Origin of the sequence: Klebsiella sp. X13 (assembly GCF_003323835.1) — a bacterium.
In the GTDB taxonomy this organism is placed as follows: Bacteria; Pseudomonadota; Gammaproteobacteria; order Enterobacterales; family Enterobacteriaceae; genus Klebsiella; species Klebsiella ornithinolytica.
On record NZ_CP030874.1, the window covers coordinates 4,989,270 to 5,006,982 of the forward strand.

The 17,713-nt window shown below is 57.2% G+C and carries 19 protein-coding genes and 1 pseudogene; 16 read left to right on the forward strand and 4 right to left on the reverse strand.

Features of this window, described 5'->3' with window-relative positions:
- Positions 1 to 405: 405 nt before the first annotated feature.
- Together DSD31_RS23785 and DSD31_RS23795 are read right to left on the reverse strand one after the other, a co-directional pair.
- Positions 406 to 852, reverse strand: a pseudogene (locus DSD31_RS23785) (transposase); the annotation flags it as partial.
- 480 nt (positions 853 to 1,332) lie between these two features.
- Positions 1,333 to 2,124: a DsbA family protein gene (locus tag DSD31_RS23795; protein WP_064359446.1), complete on the reverse strand. Its 792-nt coding sequence runs from the start codon at positions 2,122 to 2,124 to the stop codon at positions 1,333 to 1,335.
- A 234-nt stretch (positions 2,125 to 2,358) separates the two neighbouring features.
- Between DSD31_RS23795 and DSD31_RS23800 the strand changes: the two genes are divergently transcribed.
- From DSD31_RS23800 to cbpM, 3 genes are all read left to right on the forward strand, one after another.
- The gene (locus DSD31_RS23800) at positions 2,359 to 3,042 is read left to right on the forward strand and encodes a TerC family protein (RefSeq protein WP_004856611.1); all 684 of its coding nucleotides are present in this window, start codon (positions 2,359 to 2,361) and stop codon (positions 3,040 to 3,042) included.
- A gap of 136 nt (positions 3,043 to 3,178) precedes the next feature.
- Positions 3,179 to 4,096, forward strand: a complete 918-nt coding sequence (cbpA, locus tag DSD31_RS23805; protein WP_004856609.1) for a curved DNA-binding protein — start codon at positions 3,179 to 3,181, stop codon at positions 4,094 to 4,096.
- A complete protein-coding gene (gene cbpM / locus DSD31_RS23810; protein ID WP_004856606.1) occupies positions 4,096 to 4,401 on the forward strand; it encodes a chaperone modulator CbpM in 306 nt (101 codons plus the stop codon). Before cbpA ends, cbpM begins: the two co-directional genes overlap by 1 nt.
- A gap of 159 nt (positions 4,402 to 4,560) precedes the next feature.
- Here cbpM and melA read toward each other — a convergent pair whose 3' ends face one another.
- Positions 4,561 to 5,907, reverse strand: coding sequence for an alpha-glucosidase/alpha-galactosidase (gene melA / locus DSD31_RS23815; protein WP_064359445.1), 1,347 nt, complete (start codon positions 5,905 to 5,907; stop codon positions 4,561 to 4,563).
- A 241-nt stretch (positions 5,908 to 6,148) separates the two neighbouring features.
- Between melA and melR the strand changes: the two genes are divergently transcribed.
- Positions 6,149 to 7,087 carry a transcriptional regulator MelR gene (gene melR / locus DSD31_RS23820; protein ID WP_004856602.1) on the forward strand — a complete coding sequence of 313 codons (939 nt, stop codon included), beginning with the start codon at positions 6,149 to 6,151 and terminating at the stop codon, positions 7,085 to 7,087.
- Between the two features lie 60 nt (positions 7,088 to 7,147).
- On the opposite strand, the gene proP is transcribed toward melR, so the two are convergent.
- Positions 7,148 to 8,650 (reverse strand): glycine betaine/L-proline transporter ProP, encoded by a 1,503-nt coding sequence (proP, locus tag DSD31_RS23825; protein ID WP_004856599.1) that lies wholly within the window; start codon positions 8,648 to 8,650, stop codon positions 7,148 to 7,150.
- A gap of 540 nt (positions 8,651 to 9,190) precedes the next feature.
- Between proP and DSD31_RS23830 the strand changes: the two genes are divergently transcribed.
- The 12 genes from DSD31_RS23830 (at position 9,191) to phnO (ending at position 17,712) form a co-directional block, all read left to right on the forward strand.
- Entirely contained in the window at positions 9,191 to 9,526 is a 336-nt protein-coding gene (locus DSD31_RS23830; protein WP_004856597.1) for a zinc ribbon domain-containing protein YjdM, read from the forward strand.
- 195 nt (positions 9,527 to 9,721) lie between these two features.
- Positions 9,722 to 10,156 carry a VOC family metalloprotein YjdN gene (gene yjdN / locus DSD31_RS23835; protein WP_004856595.1) on the forward strand — a complete coding sequence of 145 codons (435 nt, stop codon included), beginning with the start codon at positions 9,722 to 9,724 and terminating at the stop codon, positions 10,154 to 10,156.
- A gap of 161 nt (positions 10,157 to 10,317) precedes the next feature.
- The gene (gene phnF / locus DSD31_RS23840; protein ID WP_004856594.1) at positions 10,318 to 11,043 is read left to right on the forward strand and encodes a phosphonate metabolism transcriptional regulator PhnF; all 726 of its coding nucleotides are present in this window, start codon (positions 10,318 to 10,320) and stop codon (positions 11,041 to 11,043) included.
- On the forward strand, positions 11,044 to 11,496 hold the full coding sequence (gene phnG, locus DSD31_RS23845) for a phosphonate C-P lyase system protein PhnG (protein WP_113991351.1): 453 nt from the start codon (positions 11,044 to 11,046) through the stop codon (positions 11,494 to 11,496).
- On the forward strand, positions 11,493 to 12,077 hold the full coding sequence (gene phnH, locus DSD31_RS23850; RefSeq protein ID WP_004856589.1) for a phosphonate C-P lyase system protein PhnH: 585 nt from the start codon (positions 11,493 to 11,495) through the stop codon (positions 12,075 to 12,077). Before phnG ends, phnH begins: the two co-directional genes overlap by 4 nt.
- Positions 12,077 to 13,141 carry a carbon-phosphorus lyase complex subunit gene (locus DSD31_RS23855; RefSeq protein ID WP_064357654.1) on the forward strand — a complete coding sequence of 355 codons (1,065 nt, stop codon included), beginning with the start codon at positions 12,077 to 12,079 and terminating at the stop codon, positions 13,139 to 13,141. The genes phnH and DSD31_RS23855 overlap by 1 nt, the downstream gene beginning before the upstream one ends.
- Positions 13,134 to 13,982 (forward strand): alpha-D-ribose 1-methylphosphonate 5-phosphate C-P-lyase PhnJ, encoded by an 849-nt coding sequence (locus DSD31_RS23860; protein ID WP_004856584.1) that lies wholly within the window; start codon positions 13,134 to 13,136, stop codon positions 13,980 to 13,982. Before DSD31_RS23855 ends, DSD31_RS23860 begins: the two co-directional genes overlap by 8 nt.
- The gene (phnK, locus tag DSD31_RS23865; protein ID WP_004856583.1) at positions 13,979 to 14,737 is read left to right on the forward strand and encodes a phosphonate C-P lyase system protein PhnK; all 759 of its coding nucleotides are present in this window, start codon (positions 13,979 to 13,981) and stop codon (positions 14,735 to 14,737) included. The genes DSD31_RS23860 and phnK overlap by 4 nt, the downstream gene beginning before the upstream one ends.
- Positions 14,738 to 14,908: 171 nt before the next feature.
- Positions 14,909 to 15,589 carry a phosphonate C-P lyase system protein PhnL gene (gene phnL / locus DSD31_RS23870; RefSeq protein ID WP_004856582.1) on the forward strand — a complete coding sequence of 227 codons (681 nt, stop codon included), beginning with the start codon at positions 14,909 to 14,911 and terminating at the stop codon, positions 15,587 to 15,589.
- Positions 15,586 to 16,722: an alpha-D-ribose 1-methylphosphonate 5-triphosphate diphosphatase gene (gene phnM, locus DSD31_RS23875; RefSeq protein WP_004856579.1), complete on the forward strand. Its 1,137-nt coding sequence runs from the start codon at positions 15,586 to 15,588 to the stop codon at positions 16,720 to 16,722. Before phnL ends, phnM begins: the two co-directional genes overlap by 4 nt.
- The gene (gene phnN / locus DSD31_RS23880; RefSeq protein ID WP_004856577.1) at positions 16,722 to 17,291 is read left to right on the forward strand and encodes a ribose 1,5-bisphosphokinase; all 570 of its coding nucleotides are present in this window, start codon (positions 16,722 to 16,724) and stop codon (positions 17,289 to 17,291) included. The genes phnM and phnN overlap by 1 nt, the downstream gene beginning before the upstream one ends.
- Positions 17,278 to 17,712, forward strand: coding sequence for an aminoalkylphosphonate N-acetyltransferase (gene phnO / locus DSD31_RS23885; protein ID WP_004856576.1), 435 nt, complete (start codon positions 17,278 to 17,280; stop codon positions 17,710 to 17,712). Before phnN ends, phnO begins: the two co-directional genes overlap by 14 nt.
- Position 17,713 lies beyond the last annotated feature (1 nt).

The following is a 17,713-nucleotide window of genomic DNA, read 5'->3' on the forward strand; positions in this document are numbered from 1 at the left end:
TATGTGGTCAGCGAAGCTGGCGAATAAAACAACAACCAAAACCTCGTTTAATAGCCAGAGAATAGATGGCCATTTCATCATCAACATAGTGATTTGCGTCCTTCAACCACAGTTAAAATGTATATTAGGCAGGGAAGAAAATCTTACCTATTTTCCCTCTAATCAGGCAAAAATGGAGAAAAATATTCTCCTTACAAAAACAAAGGATATCATTAACATTCTGATATATATAAAAATTATTAAAAATGGTGATGTTAATCACAAAAAAATAGGGAAAAATATACTCTTTCCCTGAAACTTAACGCATCAAAGGTATCAACACACTGAGCTTGTGTGTCTGGACTGCCCCCCCGGTAGACAATCCTGCCCTATAGTTTGAGCATAGCAACTGTCTTTCGAGCGCGGCTACGAAGCATGCTGGTGATACATCGGATCCCATGCTTCATTCTTTTTCAGCATTGCGTTCAGGATGGTCAGCAATTTTCTGATGCAGGCCGTCAGTGCAACTTTTTTGGGCTTTCCTGCGGCAACCAGGCGTGTATAGAACTCTTTTATTACCGGGTTGTACCTCGTCCCAACCAGAGCTGACATACAGAGAGCTGTACGGACGGAAGCTCGCCCTCCGAATACTGTTCAGCGACCGCGCATCGTGCCGGAATCCCTGTTTACTGGAGCAACCCCAATAAGAGCGCTAATTTCACGTCGAGAGAGCGAACCAGGCTCAGGAACTTCAGCCAGCAATACAGCAACAGTCGCAGCCCCAACACCTTTAACTGCACTCAGTAGATCAGATAACTCACTGAAATGGTCCTTGATGTGAATCGCCATTTCACCTTCAATGCGAGCCAGCTCACCCAATTATTTTCCAAGGACCTTCATTTTCTCAGAGAAAAAGTCCTCGAAAGGAATATATCGAAATTCGGTCTTGTCAGGATTTCATGTCGAATGCTATCAGTAACGAAGCTAGTTTTGGTTTGAGTTCTCGACAATGTTGAAAACCCAGATGAAAAACTGAAAATTTCCCGCTCATCAGGGGATGATTCAACGCTTAAATCTCTAACATTTTCTCTCTAAATCTGACACGGACTTTGAAAATCCCCGTGTCCTTGGTTCGATTATTCGCGGCATGCCGCTCACCCCTTCGGGGCCAGCGCGACAAGCGCGCTGTTCAACGCCTGCGGCGCTAGTCCGGGTCCGGGCACCACTTATTTAAAGAAACCAGCCTGAGGGCTGGTTTTTTGCTTTCTGCAATACGGACTCTTCGTGACGCCTTACAGCGAAAGCGTGATGTGAAGAACTCACCGCCAGGTGGGCTCTTGCGGCTCTGAATCCTCAGTTACCGCCGGCCTTCTTAATCGCCGCATCCAGCGAATCTTTATCAGCCAGTCCCGGGAAGACGGTGATCGTGGCTTCGGTCGCGCCGGTGGTCGGCATCACGATCACGCCCGGCGTTCCGCTTAAGCCAATCTCCTGCGCCAGCTGGTTGGTGCTCTCGAGGACAGCTTCAACATCCGGCGCTTTCTTCGCGTCGAAATTCACCTTCTTCGCCTGCTGCTGTACATCCGCGGCCGTCAGCTTCCCTTCGTTATGCCCGGTGGCATAAATCCCGTTATGGTAGGTCAGGTAAGCTTCTGCGCCCTTCTGCTGGTAAATTTGCAGGCCGGTCTTCGCCGCCGTCAGCGAGCTTTCCCAACGGCTGCCGAAAATAGGCCACTCTTTAAATGCAAACCGGGTCTGCGGATTTTCTTTAATCACCTGCTCCATCACCGGTGCCAGACGGCTACAGTAAATGCACTGATAATCAAAGAATTCGATCACGGTTACCTTGCCATTCGCCGGTCCGTAGGTCGGGGTATTTTTATCCTGGGTCAGCGCAGCCTGGTTTTTAATCACGGCCTGAGTTGCCGCGCTCGCCTGCTGTTCCTGCTGAATCTGCTGAAGCTTCTGGCTCGCCTGCAGCAGCACCTCCGGATGCGCGACTAAGTAATCCGCGGCAATCTTGCCAATGCGGGCTTCCTGCTCCGGGGTAAAGGTTGCTGCGGGCGCCGGCGCGGCAATGGCCAACGCCGGAAGAAGCGTGGTGCCCAGCAACGCGCCAGTCAATATTTTTTTCATACCAGCCATGAGGATAATCCTTGCGATGAGTAAACGGCAGGTGGATCTGACAAAACAAAGTACCATCCTTTTGCGGTGAATCATCCCGACACGATGCATTGATTCGTAACTATATTTTTCAATATCGCGCACGGGCAACTCCCGCGCTCTTTTTCCGGGCGGTGGTCAATGCGCCAGAACAGAGGTACGCTTGCTGCGGTTTTTCCCTTGGGGATACATTTTTTAAAATGATATGAGTCAGGCATGAACGCGCTATTTAATCAGTGGGATGTTGTTGTTATTTTGCTACAAATCATCGCAATCGATCTGCTGCTGGGCGGCGATAATGCGGTGGTGATCGCCATGGCGTGCCGCAAGCTGCCGCCCGAACAGCGTACAAAAGCGATTGTTATTGGCACCTTCGGCGCCATTCTGGCCCGCGTTCTGCTGCTGGCCATTGCCGTCTACCTGCTCTCTCTGCCGTGGCTAAAAATTGTCGGGGCGCTCCTGCTGCTGTGGATCGGTATCAAGCTGGTTGCCCATCAGGATGAAGATGAAGAGATCGGCAGCTCAGGCAGCCTGTGGCGGACCGCCGTCACCATCACGGTGGCCGATGTTATTATGTCGATGGATAACGTGCTGGCGGTCGCCGCCGCCGGGAAAGGCCACCTGCTGCTGGTCGCGCTGGGCGTATTGATCAGCATTCCGATTATCGTGGCAGGCAGTAAACTGGTGCTGGCTATCCTTAACCGCTTCCCGGTTGTTATCCTGCTGGGAGGTGCCCTTATCGGCTGGATAGCCGGCTCGATGTGGGTTACGGACCCCACCATCGTACGCCTGTTTCCCCAGGCACCCGATGCGCTACCGCTTATCGCCGGCGCTCTCGGCGCGGCGCTGGTGCTGCTGGAAGGACTTCGTCGCAACGGCCGGGCACGCCCGGCCAGCTGAACGCCCGCCGCTGACAGACGCCGTCAATCCCGACGGCGTCAAGTTTCCGCCAGATTCCTTCCCCACCTGCACTCATTTGCCCTAAGCTTATGACTGAAAGTCGTGACCACTGCAGTAAGTCAAATGAGATAACGCCATGGAATTAAAGGATTATTATGCCATTCTAGGGGTTAAGCCAACAGACGATCTAAAAACAATTAAGACCGCCTACCGCCGCCTGGCTCGTAAATATCACCCCGATGTCAGCAAAGAAACCGATGCCGAAGCGCAATTTAAAGATCTCGCCGAAGCCTGGGAAGTCCTGAAAGATGAACAGCGCCGCGCAGAGTATGACCAGCTCTGGCAGCACCGCAACGACCCGCAATTTGGCCGTCAACAGCACTCCCGTGAACAAAGCTACAGCCAGCAGGATTTTGACGACATCTTCTCGTCGATGTTTGGCCAGCAGGCGCACCAGTCCCGCCGCCAGCATGCCGCACGCGGCCATGATTTAGAAATTGAAGTCGCGGTATTCCTTGAGGAGACGCTGGCCGAGCAGACGCGTACCATCAGCTACAAACTGCCGGTCTATAACGTCTTCGGAATGGTCGAAAGCGAAACGCCGAAGACCCTGAATGTGAAAATCCCCGCCGGCGTCAGCGACGGGCAGCGTATTCGCCTGAAAGGCCAGGGAACGCCGGGAGAAAACGGCGGGCCGAATGGCGACCTGTGGCTGGTTATCCACATCGCTCCGCATCCGCTGTTCGATATTGTGGGCCATAACCTGGAAATCGTTCTGCCGCTCGCACCGTGGGAAGCGGCGCTTGGCGCCAAAGTGACCATCCCGACGCTCAAAGAGAGCATCCTGCTGACCATCCCGCCGGGTAGCCAGGCGGGACAGCGTTTACGAATTAAAGGGAAAGGGCTGGCCAGCAAAACGGCCACCGGCGATTTATATGCCGTGATTAAAATCGTCATGCCGCCCAAACCGAATGAGAAAGCCAGCGCGCTCTGGCAACAGCTGGCCGATGCAGAGGCCGGCTTCGAGCCGCGTCAAGCATGGGGGAAAGCATAATGGCTAAAATGGCAGTGACTTTTACGATAACGGAGTTTTGTCTGCATACCGGCGTTTCTGAAGAAGATCTGCGCGAGATCGTCGGCCTGGGCGTGATTGAGCCACGTCAGCCGCAGACGGAGGTCTGGTTGTTCGATGATAGCGCGGTAATGATTGTCCACCGTGCGATGCGCCTGCGTCGGGAGCTGGAGCTGGACTGGCCGGGTATCGCAGTGGCATTAACGCTGCTGGATGAGAATGCGCGGCTGACCCGCGAAAACCGGCTGCTGCAGCAGCAGCTCGCCCGCTTTCTGGCACATAGTTAAGCCTGTAGCACAGCAGGCTCTTCTGCCATGGCCCGCCTGCGCGGGCCGGCAAGGTCGATACAAGACGCGACATTCTTTGATGACATAGAGCCTGTCGGCCGGGCAAGGCGCTAGCCGCTGCCCGGCTGAAATGCAGTACCCTGCCGCATACAGAACCGACTAACGATGTACCCACTCCGGTAGCCAGTCGCCATGGCTGGCAATCAAATCGTCCACCAGCGCATAAATCTCTTCGATGCCCAGCGCCGCGGACGTATGCGGATCCATCATCGTGGCATAATAGATGTAGTCCCGGTTCTCGGTAAGAATGGCCTCGGTCAGCAGAGTCTGGACGTTAATATTGGTCTGCATCAGCGCCGCCAGGTGCGCAGGCAGCTTCCCGACTTTGGTGGGCTGAATACCGTTCGCATCCACCAGACAGGCCACTTCCACGCAGCACCCTTGCGGCAGGTTGTCGATGAGCCCTTCGTTGCGCACGTTACCGTACACGACACTCGGCTCACCGGTCCAGATGGCGTTCATAATAGTGCTGGCATACTCGCGGGAGGGTTTAATCTCAATCCGCTCGCGGGTTTTATACTGTTCCAGCTCTTTGTGCCAGTTGGCCACCTGCTCCACGCAGCGTTTGGGATATTCATCCAGCGGCACCTGATAGCGTTCAATCAGATCTTCGCGCCCCGGCTTGATAAACCACGGCGTATATTCCGCGAAGTGCTCTGACGACTCCGTCACGAAGTAACCCAGCTTTTTGAACATCTCATAGCGAACAATATTCTGGCAGCGCGAGTTCTCCCGATGCTTCGGCGCCCGTCCCTCGGCAAAGGCCTGCAGCATATCCGGATAAATGTTGACGTAGCTGCCGTCTGCGCGTTTTTTCTCCAGCGACAGATAGAACGCCATATGGTTGATGCCCGCGCAGCGATAGCGTAAATCCGCCGGGTCGAGATCGAGATCGTGCGCCAGCTCTTCCGCCGTTCCCTGCACCGAATGGCACAACCCAACCTGTTTAATATGCGGATAGCGCGCATACATCGCCCAGGTATTCATCGCCATCGGATTAACATAGTTCAGCATGGTCGCCTGCGGGCACACCTCCATCATGTCCTCGCAAATGCGCCACAGGTGCGGAATGGTGCGTAATGCGCGCATGATTCCGCCCGGGCCGAGCGTATCGGCAATGGTTTGTTCCAGGCCATGCAGCTTACAGACTTCAAAATCGGTGACGGTACAGGGCTGATAGCCGCCAATCTGAAAAGCCACCACCACAAAATCCGCATCCTTCAGCGCAGTTCTCTGCTCGCGATGGCAGCTAATTTCACCGTCGGCGCCGACGGAATCCATCAGCTTACGCACCACAATATGCGACTCTTCCAGGCGGGTCGCATCGATATCCATCAGCGCAACGTGCGCCGATTTCAACGCCGGGCGCTGAAAAACGTCACCGAGAATATTTTTGACGAAAACCGTTGAGCCAGCGCCGATAAACGTAATTTTTGGGGCAGACATAGTGCTCTCTCCATCAGGTCATTGAACCCCTGCAGAGTGGCATGTCCGCGCCGCCTCCCGCTGCCCTCTTCCCGACAGAGCCTTCCCGGAAACTCAGATCGACAGCGGGATAACACGAAATCTGAGTTTATGGGAACGAATCGGCGAAAAAGTAGAGAAAACGGGCCGTTTATTCCGCTAAGATAACGGCATACCGGTGCAAAAAACCAGCACGTGTGATGATTCAGGAACCCACGCCGTCATGGAACCAAACCGCCCGCCTTCGCGCCACGACCCGCATATGAGCAGCAGCGACGAGAAACAGCCCCGCAGCCCGCTGGCGCTCTATTCCGAATATCAGCGGATGGATATTGAGCTGCGCCCGCCCCACGCGATGGCCACCAGCCACTGGCACGGCCAGGTGGAGGTCAACGTGCCGTTCGACGGCGATGTGGAGTATCTGATTAACAATGAAACGGTACTCATCAAACAGGGCTATATCAGCCTGTTCTGGGCCTGTACGCCGCACCAGCTGACTCGCCCCGGCAATTGCCGGCAAATGGCTATCTTTAATCTGCCGATGCATCTGTTTTTATCCTGGCCGCTGGATCGCGAACTGATCAATAACGTCACCCACGGGATGGTGATTAAATCGCTCTCCGCCCAGCAGCTCAGCGTCTTTGAAGTCCAGCGCTGGCAGCAGGAGCTCAACCACGACAACGAACAGATTCGCCAGCTGGCGATCGATGAAATCGCGCTGATGCTTAAGCGCTTTAGCCTTTCCGGCTGGCAGCCGATCCTGGTGAATAAAACCTCACGCACCCACAAACACAGCGTCTCACGGCATGCGCAGTTTTACGTCAGCCAGATGCTTGAATTTATCGCCGCCCACTACGATCGGGCGCTGACCGTCGATGCCGTCGCCGAGCATGTCAAACTGAACCCCAACTACGCCATGGGCATTTTCCAGCGGGTGATGCAGCAAACCATGAAGCAGTACATTACCGCGATGCGCATCAACCACGTGCGCGCCCTGCTCAGCGACACCGATAAGACGATCCTCGACATTGCCCTGACCGCCGGTTTTCGCTCCAGTAGCCGCTTCTACAGTACCTTTAGCAAGTACGTTGGTATGCCGCCGCAGCAGTATCGTAAGCTCAGCCAGCAGCGCCGGCAGGGCCTGCCGCCCGCTCAGCCATAAACGGGCATAAAAAATGCCGCCGGGGAAGCCCACGGCGGCATGATTTAACGCAAGAACCGATTATTCGTTAATACGCGGGTGCTGCTGCACCAGTCGGGAGCGTTTTTCCTGCAAATCGGCAATCTCCTGATCGAGATCTTCGATTTTGTGTTCGATGTTATCGTAGTGCTCGCCGAGAATTTCTTTCGCTTCCTGGATATCCGAAGCCGCAGGCGTCGCCCCTTTCAGCGGGCGGTTTGCCGTCTCTTTCATCGTCAGACCGGTCATCAGCCCGATAACCGCAATCACCATCAGATAGTAAGCCGGCATCATCAGGTTCTGCGAGGTTTCCACCAGCCAGGCCGCCAGAGTCGGCGTCAGACCGGCAATCAGCACCGAAATATTAAAGGCGCTGGCCAGGGCGCTAAAACGAATATGGGTCGGGAACATCGCCGGCAGGGAGGACGCCATCACCCCGATGAAGCAGTTGAGCACCACCGCCAGCAGCAGCAGACCCGCGAAAATCAGGCCAATAATGTTGCTGTTAATCATGATAAAGGCCGGAATCGACAGGGTAAACAGCGCCACGCTACCGATCAGAATAAACGGACGACGGCCGAAGCGGTCGCTGAGCATGCCGATAATCGGCTGGACGAACAGCATACCGACCATGATCGCAATAATAATCAGCACCCCGTGATCTTCCGAGTAGTGCAGGTTATGCGACAGGTAGCTCGGCATGTAGGTGAGCAGCATGTAGTAGGTCACGTTGGTAGAAATCACCAGACCGATACAGGTCAGCAGGCTGCGCCAGTGTTTGGTCGCAATCTCTCTGAACGATACCTTCGGCCCTTCCTGCAGCCCTTCGCGATCGCCCTGCTCAAGGGTATCAACGTGCTGCTGGAACGCCGGAGTCTCTTCCAGCGCATGACGAAGATAGAGACCAATCAGCCCTAACGGCAGAGCCAGGAAGAACGGTAAACGCCATCCCCAGCTGAGGAAGTTCTCTTCACCCACCACGCTAGAAATCAGCACCACCACGCCGGCGCCCAGGACAAAGCCGGCTATCGAACCAAAGTCCAGCCAGCTGCCCATAAAGCCGCGCTTGCGGTCGGGAGAGTATTCAGCGACAAAGATGGATGCACCGGTATACTCGCCGCCCACCGAGAAGCCCTGCGCCATTTTACACAGCAGCAGCAGAATCGGCGCCCAGATACCAATCGAGGCGTAAGACGGAATCAGACCGATACAGAAGGTACTGATCGACATGATGACAATCGTGATGGCCAGTATCTTTTGCCGACCATATTTATCGCCCAGCATGCCGAAGAACAGGCCGCCTAGCGGACGGATTAAGAACGGAACGGAGAAGGTCCCTAACGCGGCAATCATCTGCACGCTGGGATCGGCATCGGGGAAGAAGACTTTACCTAAGGCATACGCCACAAAACCATACACACCAAAATCGAACCACTCCATCGCATTACCCAGCGATGCTGCGGTAATCGCTTTCTTCAGTTTGCTATCATCAATGATGGTCACATCCCGAAGCGTGATGGGTTTTACTTTTTTCCTTTTAAGCATAATTATCCTCTTTTGCTCTCGCCTTGAGCGCACGAATCTCCGCCGAATGACAAAGTCATTCGCGTCATGCGTTGGGAGCGGCGAATTGCTGTGCTCCACATTTCAAGCGTAGCAGGTTTGCCTGCACTGTCTGCTGACAGTCCGTACAACCGAACCTGTTGACGCCTGCTCTGGCCATAATGAATATGCGGTGCCGCTAAATAAGTGTAGTGAATTTGCGATCTCGCCTTTTTACCCTAACAGCGTTTAAATTTGGGATCAACTTCACAAAAATTTACCTACCCTTAAACAGAGTCGGCTAAAACCAATAAGTTCAATGAATATTGGAACTTAGCAATACATTTCCGGAAATATCTGGCGGTTTTGATGGAAATAATCCCGTCACTCTTCACGTGATATATTCATTTTCTTCCCGGCGGTAACTCATAAAAAAGGCCCGACAAAAGTGCGGGATTGCGCTATAATCACTTACACTTTCGGCTATCAGCCACCATTTAATGGACCAACGTCCTGTTTTACCCTGTAATCACGAGGAACGTCATGCAACTCCCACACTGCCCGAAATGCCAGTCTGAGTACACCTATGAAGATAATGGCATGTTTATCTGCCCGGAATGCGCCCATGAATGGAACAATGCCGAGCCCGCTGACGATAATGACGCCCTGGTGGTAAAAGATGCTAACGGCAATTTACTCGCCGATGGCGACAGCGTGACCGTCATTAAAGATCTGAAGGTAAAAGGCAGCTCTTCAATGCTGAAAATCGGCACCAAAGTGAAGAATATCCGACTGGTGGAAGGCGATCATAACATCGACTGTAAAATTGATGGTTTTGGTCCGATGAAGTTGAAATCTGAGTTCGTCAAAAAGAACTAATTCTATTTCCTCAGCAGCGGAGATTTATTTTCCCGCGCCTGAAACGGCCGCCGGGATAAATGAACGGATATATTTCCGCCGCGCCGCCTGATTATTTCCCGCGTGCCGCAGCATCCAGACCCGGCTCTACCGCCTGGTCTGGATGACTCATCACCTTCTACACTTAATGGGTCTTCGTTACCTGAGGTAATGGTTATGCCCTTAAGTCCTTACATCACCTTTAGCGGCAACTGCGCAGCGGCGATAGCGTTCTATCGACAAACGCTGGGCGCCGAACTTGTCCACCAAATCACCTACGGCGAAATGCCGCAGAATGCCCAGGATGCCCAGGATGGCTGCCCTTCCGGCCAGCATTTATCCGCCGACTGTATTGCTCACGCCAGTCTGCGCGTCGCGGGCAGCGAGCTCATGCTCGGCGACAGCCCGGGCGGCGAGAGCGATCGCTACGCCGGCTTTACGCTGGTACTCGATACGCAGGACCTGGCCGAGGGCAAGCGCTGGTTCGATAGCCTCGCCGACGGCGGGAACATCGAGATGGACTGGCAGGAAACCTTCTGGGCCCACGGCTTTGGCAAAACCATCGACCGCTTTGGCGTCCCGTGGATGGTGAACGTCGTCAAACAAGCTTAACACTTCCCCCTTCGGGCGGGTTCTCCCGCCCTGTCACTCAGCTGGCACCAACTCTTCATCCTCCGGTCATTGTGTGTTAACCGGAATGTAACAAAAACGCGTCAGGATCGGGCCACTCTCAGAGGGAAATCCCTTCTTCTGCTTAGTGAGGCTTGACTGACATGTACTTATCCAGACATCCGACCAGTTATCCGACCCGGTATCAGGAAATTGCCGCCAGACTTGAGCAGGAACTACGCCATCACTATCGCTGCGGCGACTACCTTCCGGCTGAACAACAGCTGGCCACGCGCTTTGAAGTCAACCGCCATACCCTGCGCCGGGCGATCGATCAGCTGGTTGAACGCGGCTGGGTCCAACGCCGTCAGGGGGTTGGCGTGCTGGTGCTGATGCGCCCAATCGACTATCCGCTCAATGCCCAGGCGCGCTTCAGCCAGAATCTGCTCGATCAGGGCAGCCACCCGACCAGCGAAAAGCTGCTGTCGGTACTGCGCCCGGCCAGCAGCCACGTCGCCGAAGCCTTTGGCATTGAGGAAGGCGACAACGTCATTCATCTCCGGACCCTGCGCCGCGTCAACGGCGTCGCGCTGTGCCTGATAGACCACTACTTCACCGACCTGCGCTTCTGGCCGGCGCTGCAAACCTTCACCCAGGGGTCACTGCACGATTTCCTGCGCCAACGGCTGGATGTCGAACTGACCCGCGCGCGCACCAAAATCAGCGCCCGTCGCGCCCAGGCCAAAGAGAGCAATATTCTTGGGATCCCCAACATGGCGCCGCTGCTGTGCGTGAGAACCCTGAACCACCGCGCGGGCGAACCGCAGGCTACGGAGTACTCCGTCAGCCTGACCCGGGCGGACATGATTGAATTCACCATGGAGCACTGAATGCACTTTGATACCGCAACCCGCCAGCGCTGGATGTCCGTGCTGGCCCACAGCGACCCCGAGGAGCTGCTGGCACGGATGCAGACCCTGCAGCTGGCGCCGGACTATGAACTGATTCGCGCGCCGGAAACCGGCCTGGTACAGCTCCAGGCGCGGATGGGCGGGATTGGCGATCGTTTCTTCGCCGGAGACGCGACGTTGACCCGCGCCGCCATTCGCCTGACCGACGGCACCCTCGGCTACAGCTGGATACTGGGCCGCGATCGGCCGCACGCAGAACGCTGCGCAACCATCGACGCGCTGATGCAATCGCCCCACCATTTTCACACCTTAATGGAAGCCCTGATTACCCCGCTGGAAGCACAACGAAGCGCACGCATTGAAGCCCGACGCGCCGAAGTCAACGCCAGCCGGGTGGACTTCTTTACTCTGGTTCGCGGAGATAACGCATGACCTTACAAACCGCTTTTACCCTACCGGTGCAGGATGCCCAGCACAGTTTTCGTCGCCTGCTCAAAGCCATGAGCGAGCCGGGCGTCATTGTCGCACTGCAGCAGCTCCAGCACGGCTGGCAGCCGTTGAATATCGCCTCCACCAGCCTGCTGCTGACCCTGGCGGACCACGAAACGCCGGTCTGGCTCTCATCGGCGCTGCATAACGATCTCGTCGGCCAGAACTTACGTTTTCATACCGGCGCACCGCTGGTGGAACTGCCGCAGCAGGCGGTCTTCGCCGTCACCGATGAACGTATCAGCAGCGAACAGCTTAACGTCCTGTCCGCCGGTACCGTCGCCGCGCCGGAAACCGGCGTCACGCTGATTGTCCAGCTCGCCAGCCTCAGCGGCGGGCGCATGCTGCGCCTGACCGGGGCCGGTATCGCCGAAGAGCGCATGATCGCCCCGCAGCTGCCGGACTGCATCATTGATGAGCTGACCGAACGCCCGCACCCGTTCCCGCTGGGCATTGACCTGATCCTCACCTGCGGCGAGCGCCTGCTGGCTATCCCGCGCACCACCCACGTGGAGGTTTGCTGATGTACGTTGCCGTCAAAGGCGGAGAGCGGGCGATCGAAGCCGCTCACGCCTTACAGGAACATAAACGACGAGGCGATGGACGGCTTCCCGAACTGAGCATTGAACAGATTACCCAACAGCTACACCTGGCGGTCGATCGGGTGATGACCGAAGGCGGCATCGCCGATCGTGAACTGGCGGCGCTGGCGCTCAAACAGGCCAGCGGCGACAACGTCGAAGCCATTTTTCTACTGCGCGCCTACCGCACCACCCTGCAGCGGCTGGCGGTGAGCGAACCTGTCGATACCGCCAGCATGCGCCTGGAGCGCCGTATTTCGGCGGTGTATAAGGATATTCCCGGCGGCCAGATGCTCGGCCCGACCTACGATTACACCCACCGCCTGCTTGATTTCACTCTGCTGGCCAACGGCGAAACGCCGACGCTGAATACCGCCGAACGGCCGCCGGAAGCCACACCGCACGTTTTCAATCTGCTGGTACAGCAGGGGCTGGCGAAAGCGGAACAGGAGTCCCACGCCCGGCCCGACGACATCACCCGCAATCCGCCGGTCTATCCCTGTTCACGCTCGTCACGCCTGCAACAGCTGGTGCGCAGCGATGAAGGCTATCTGCTGGCGCTGGCCTACTCCACGCAGCGCGGCTATGGCCGCAACCACCCTTTTGCCGGCGAGATTCGCAGCGGCTACGTCGCCATTGAGATCGTCCCCGAAGAGCTGGGTTTTGCGGTCAATATCGGCGAACTGCTGATGACTGAATGCGAGATGGTCAACGGTTTCGTGGCGCCGGAAAGCGAACCGCCGCACTTTACGCGCGGCTACGGCCTGGTATTCGGCATGAGCGAGCGCAAAGCGATGGCGATGGCGCTGGTAGACCGGGCGCTCCAGGCGCCGGACTACGGCGAGGAGATAGCCGGGCCGGCGCAGGATGAAGAGTTTGTCCTCGCCCACGCCGATAACGTCGAGGCGGCCGGTTTCGTCTCGCATCTCAAGCTGCCCCACTATGTCGATTTCCAGGCCGAACTGGCGCTGCTGAAACGCCTGCAACGGGAGAACGAACGTGGCTAACCCACTCACTGGCTACAACTTTGCTTATCTTGATGAGCAGACCAAGCGCATGATCCGCCGGGCAATTCTCAAAGCGGTGGCGATTCCCGGCTACCAGGTACCGTTCGGCGGCCGCGAGATGCCGATGCCCTACGGCTGGGGAACCGGCGGTATTCAGCTGACCGCCAGTATCATCGGTGAGCATGATGTGCTGAAGGTGATTGACCAGGGCGCCGATGACACGACCAATGCGGTGTCGATACGGCAGTTTTTTAAGCGCGTCACCGGCGTCGCGACCACCGAGGCGACCTGCGATGCCACGCTGATCCAGACCCGTCACCGGATCCCGGAAACGCCGCTCAGCGAAGATCAGATCCTCATCTTCCAGGTGCCGATCCCGGAGCCGCTGCGCTTTATTGAGCCGCGCGAGACCGAAACCCGCACCATGCATGCGCTGGAAGAGTACGGCGTGATGCAGGTGAAACTGTATGAAGACATTGCCCGCTTCGGTCATATCGCCACCACCTATGCCTACCCGGTAAAAGTGAACGGCCGCTATGTGATGGACCCGTCGCCCATTCCTAAATTCGACAACCCGAAAATGCACATGATGCCCGCGCTACAGCTGTTCGGCGCCGGACGGGAAAAGCGCATTTACGCCGTGCCGCCGTTTACCCCGGTGGAAAGTCTCGATTTCGACGACCACCCCTTTACCGTCCAGGAGTGGGATGAACCCTGCGCCATTTGCGGGTCTCGCCACAGCTACCTTGATGAAGTGGTACTCGATGACAGCGGCAAACGGATGTTTGTCTGCTCCGATACCGACTATTGCCGTCAACAGAGCGAGGCGCTGAACAAATGAGCCATCCGTTACTCGCGGTCAATCATTTGACCCATCTTTATGCGCCGGGCAAAGGCTTCAGCGACGTCTCTTTTGAACTGTGGCCTGGTGAAGTGCTGGGCATCGTGGGTGAGTCCGGATCGGGGAAAACCACCCTGCTGAAAGCCCTCTCGGCGCGCCTGGCGCCGCAGGAAGGTGAAGTGCGGTATGAAAACCGCTCGCTGTATGCGATGAGCGAAGCGGATCGCCGCCGTCTGCTGCGCACCGAATGGGGCGTGGTACATCAGCATCCGATGGATGGTCTGCGCCGTCAGGTGTCGGCGGGCGGCAACATCGGTGAGCGCCTGATGGCCACCGGCGCACGCCACTACGGAAATATTCGCGCGACCGCCGAACAGTGGCTGAACGATGTCGAAATTCCACCGTCGCGTATTGACGATCTGCCCACCACTTTTTCCGGCGGAATGCAGCAGCGTTTGCAAATCGCCCGCAACCTTGTGACCCAGCCGAAGCTGGTATTTATGGACGAGCCGACCGGCGGTCTGGATGTATCGGTGCAGGCGCGTCTGCTCGATCTGCTGCGTGGCCTGGTGGTAGAGCTGAACCTGGCCGTGGTAATTGTCACCCATGACCTGGGGGTGGCGCGCCTGCTGGCTAACCGTCTGCTGGTCATGAAACAGGGTCAGGTGGTGGAAAGTGGCTTAACCGACCGGGTGCTGGACGATCCTCATCACCCGTATACCCAGCTGCTGGTGTCATCGGTATTGCAGAACTGAGGTTGCTGTCGCCGGGTGGCGCTGCGCTTACCCGGCCTACGAACGCAGCACCCACAGGCCGGGTAAGGCCCACGAACGCAGCACCCAAAGGCCGGGTAAGGCCTACGAACACAGCACCCGTAGGCCGGGTAAGGCGAAGCCGCCACCCGGCACCCAAACCACGAGGCTAAAATGATCCACGTTGAAAATGTCAGTAAGACCTTTGTACTTCACCAGCAAAACGGCGTGCGCCTGCCGGTGCTGCAGAATGCCTCTCTGGAGGTCAGCCATGGCGAATGTGTGGTGCTGCACGGCCATTCCGGTAGCGGCAAATCCACCCTGCTGCGTTCGCTGTACGCCAACTACCAGCCGGACACCGGTCATATCCATATCCGCCACGGCGACGAATGGGTTGACCTGGTCAACGCCTCGCCGCGTAAAGTGCTGGAAGTCCGCAAGCGCACCATCGGCTGGGTCAGCCAGTTTCTGCGAGTCATCCCGCGAATCTCGGCCCTCGAAGTGGTGATGCAACCGCTGCTCGACCTCGGCATTGCGCGCGATACCTGCGCTTCGCAGGCTGCCCGCCTGCTGACGCGCCTGAACGTTCCGCAACGGTTATGGCATCTGGCGCCCTCCACATTTTCCGGCGGGGAACAGCAGCGGGTCAATATCGCCCGCGGTTTCGCGGTGGACTACCCGATTTTACTGCTTGATGAGCCAACCGCCTCGCTGGACGCCACAAACAGCGCCGCCGTAGTGGAACTGATTAACGAAGCCAAAGCGCGCGGCGCGGCTATCGTCGGTATTTTCCATGATGAAACGGTCCGCAATCAGGTCGCCGACCGACTGCACCCGATGGGAATAACAGCATGATTATCAATAATGTAAACCTGGTTCTCGAGGATGAAGTGGTGCACGGGTCGCTGGAAGTGCAGGAAGGCAGAATTTACGCCTTTGCCGAAAGCCAGAGCCAGCTACCGCAGGCGCTCGACGGTGAAGGCGGCTGGCTGCTGCCCGGGCTGATTGAGCTGCATACCGATAATCTGGACAAATTCTTTACTCCGCGCCCGAAAGTCGACTGGCCCGCCCACTCGGCGATGAGCAGCCATGATGCGCTGATGATCGCCAGCGGGATCACCACCGTGCTGGATGCGGTGGCCATTGGCGATGTCCGCGACGGCGGCGACCGGCTGGAGAATCTGGAAAAGATGATCAACGCCATCGAAGAGACGCAAAAGCGCGGCGTTAACCGCGCCGAGCACCGCCTGCATCTGCGCTGCGAGCTGCCGCACCACACCACCCTGCCGCTGTTTGAGAAGCTGGTTGGCCGCGAGCCGGTGAGCATGGTCTCCCTGATGGACCACTCTCCAGGACAGCGCCAGTACGCCGATCGCAGCAAGTACCGCGATTACTATCAGGGAAAATATCATCTGACCAACGAAGAGATGGACCGCTTCGAGGAGGAGCAGATGGCGCTGGCGGCGACCTGGTCGCAGCCGAACCGCGAGACCATCGCCGCCATCTGCCGCGAGCGTAAGATCGCCCTCGCCAGCCACGATGACGCCACCCGTGAACATGTCGTCGAATCACACCAGCTTGGTAGCGTGATCGCCGAATTTCCTACCACCTTAGCCGCCGCAGAGGCCTCGCGTCAGCACGGCATGAACGTGCTGATGGGGGCGCCGAATATCGTGCGCGGCGGTTCGCACTCCGGCAACGTCGCGGCCCACCAGCTGGCGGCCAGCAACCTGCTCGATATTCTGTCGTCAGACTACTATCCCGCCAGCCTGCTCGATGCGGCGTTCCGCATCGCGGACGACCACGACAACGCCTTCTCGCTACCGCAGGCCATTCGTCTGGTCAGTAAAAATCCGGCCCAGGCTCTGGGATTAGGCGACCGCGGCGTGATTGCGGAAGGTAAGCGTGCCGATATGGTGCTGGCGCACCGTCGCGGCGAACATGTCCATATTGACCACGTCTGGCGTCAAGGAAAGAGGGTCTTCTGATGAGCGGAAAATTGATTTGGCTGGTGGGCGCCTCAGGCTCCGGAAAAGATAGCCTGCTGGCGGCCTTACGCCAGCGCGAAAATGCCCGGCTGCTGGTGGCGCATCGCTATATTACGCGCCCGTTCAACGCCGGCAGCGAAAATCATATTGCGCTCAGCAAGCAGGAGTTTTTCAACCGCGCCGAGCGCCAGCTGTTCGCCCTGAGCTGGCATGCCAATAACAATTACTACGGAATTGGCATCGAAATTGACCTGTGGCTGCACGCCGGTTTTGACGTGGTGGCCAATGGCTCTCGCGCCCATCTGCCTCAGGCCCGGGCGCGCTACGCTGACGCCCTGCTGCCCATCTGCCTGCAGGTCACGCCGGAGGTGCTGCGCCAGCGCCTGGAACAGCGCGGGCGAGAGAGCGAAGCGGAGATCGCCCTGCGCCTGGAGCGCGCGGCGCGCTATACCCCCTCCGACTGTCTGACGTTGAACAACAACGGCAGCCTCGGGCAATCCGTCGACCAGTTCCTCACGCTGCTGCGTCGCCACTACGCCCGACAAGAGAATCAACATGCCTACCTGTGAACTCCGGGCCCCGACCCTGGACGATGTCGATGCCGTATATGCATTAATTTGCGAATTAAAGCAGAAAGCGTACGATCGCCACCATTTCACCGCCGGGTTTGCCATGAACCTGCAAAATCCAACCCTGCGCTATCAGCTGGCGCAGGTGGAGGGGGAGACGGTCGGGTTGATTGGGCTACAGTTGCAGTTCCCGCTTAATTTCAACGCCTGGATCGGGGAAGTGCAGGAACTGGTGGTGCTGCCGCAGAGACGCGGCCTGCACGTCGGTCAGGCGCTGCTGGCCTGGGCGGAGCAGGAAGCCCGCGAACACGGTGCACAAATGGTGGAGCTCTCCAGCGGAAAATCCCGTCCCGACGCCCACCGTTTCTATCTCCGTGAAGGGTATACGCAAAGCCATCTGCGTTTTAAAAAAGCGCTGTGAG

What these genes read in the sequence shown, in the direction of transcription:
- DSD31_RS23795 (WP_064359446.1), bottom strand. Translation starts at nt 2,124, where the DNA reads ATGGCTGGTATGAAAAAAATATTGACTGGCGCGTTGCTGGGCACCACG.
- DSD31_RS23800 (WP_004856611.1), top strand. Translation starts at nt 2,359, where the DNA reads ATGAACGCGCTATTTAATCAGTGGGATGTTGTTGTTATTTTGCTACAA.
- cbpA (WP_004856609.1), top strand. Translation starts at nt 3,179, where the DNA reads ATGGAATTAAAGGATTATTATGCCATTCTAGGGGTTAAGCCAACAGAC.
- cbpM (WP_004856606.1), top strand. Translation starts at nt 4,096, where the DNA reads ATGGCTAAAATGGCAGTGACTTTTACGATAACGGAGTTTTGTCTGCAT.
- melA (WP_064359445.1), bottom strand. Translation starts at nt 5,907, where the DNA reads ATGTCTGCCCCAAAAATTACGTTTATCGGCGCTGGCTCAACGGTTTTC.
- melR (WP_004856602.1), top strand. Translation starts at nt 6,149, where the DNA reads ATGGAACCAAACCGCCCGCCTTCGCGCCACGACCCGCATATGAGCAGC.
- proP (WP_004856599.1), bottom strand. Translation starts at nt 8,650, where the DNA reads ATGCTTAAAAGGAAAAAAGTAAAACCCATCACGCTTCGGGATGTGACC.
- DSD31_RS23830 (WP_004856597.1), top strand. Translation starts at nt 9,191, where the DNA reads ATGCAACTCCCACACTGCCCGAAATGCCAGTCTGAGTACACCTATGAA.
- yjdN (WP_004856595.1), top strand. Translation starts at nt 9,722, where the DNA reads ATGCCCTTAAGTCCTTACATCACCTTTAGCGGCAACTGCGCAGCGGCG.
- phnF (WP_004856594.1), top strand. Translation starts at nt 10,318, where the DNA reads ATGTACTTATCCAGACATCCGACCAGTTATCCGACCCGGTATCAGGAA.
- phnG (WP_113991351.1), top strand. Translation starts at nt 11,044, where the DNA reads ATGCACTTTGATACCGCAACCCGCCAGCGCTGGATGTCCGTGCTGGCC.
- phnH (WP_004856589.1), top strand. Translation starts at nt 11,493, where the DNA reads ATGACCTTACAAACCGCTTTTACCCTACCGGTGCAGGATGCCCAGCAC.
- DSD31_RS23855 (WP_064357654.1), top strand. Translation starts at nt 12,077, where the DNA reads ATGTACGTTGCCGTCAAAGGCGGAGAGCGGGCGATCGAAGCCGCTCAC.
- phnK (WP_004856583.1), top strand. Translation starts at nt 13,979, where the DNA reads ATGAGCCATCCGTTACTCGCGGTCAATCATTTGACCCATCTTTATGCG.
- phnL (WP_004856582.1), top strand. Translation starts at nt 14,909, where the DNA reads ATGATCCACGTTGAAAATGTCAGTAAGACCTTTGTACTTCACCAGCAA.
- phnM (WP_004856579.1), top strand. Translation starts at nt 15,586, where the DNA reads ATGATTATCAATAATGTAAACCTGGTTCTCGAGGATGAAGTGGTGCAC.
- phnN (WP_004856577.1), top strand. Translation starts at nt 16,722, where the DNA reads ATGAGCGGAAAATTGATTTGGCTGGTGGGCGCCTCAGGCTCCGGAAAA.
- phnO (WP_004856576.1), top strand. Translation starts at nt 17,278, where the DNA reads ATGCCTACCTGTGAACTCCGGGCCCCGACCCTGGACGATGTCGATGCC.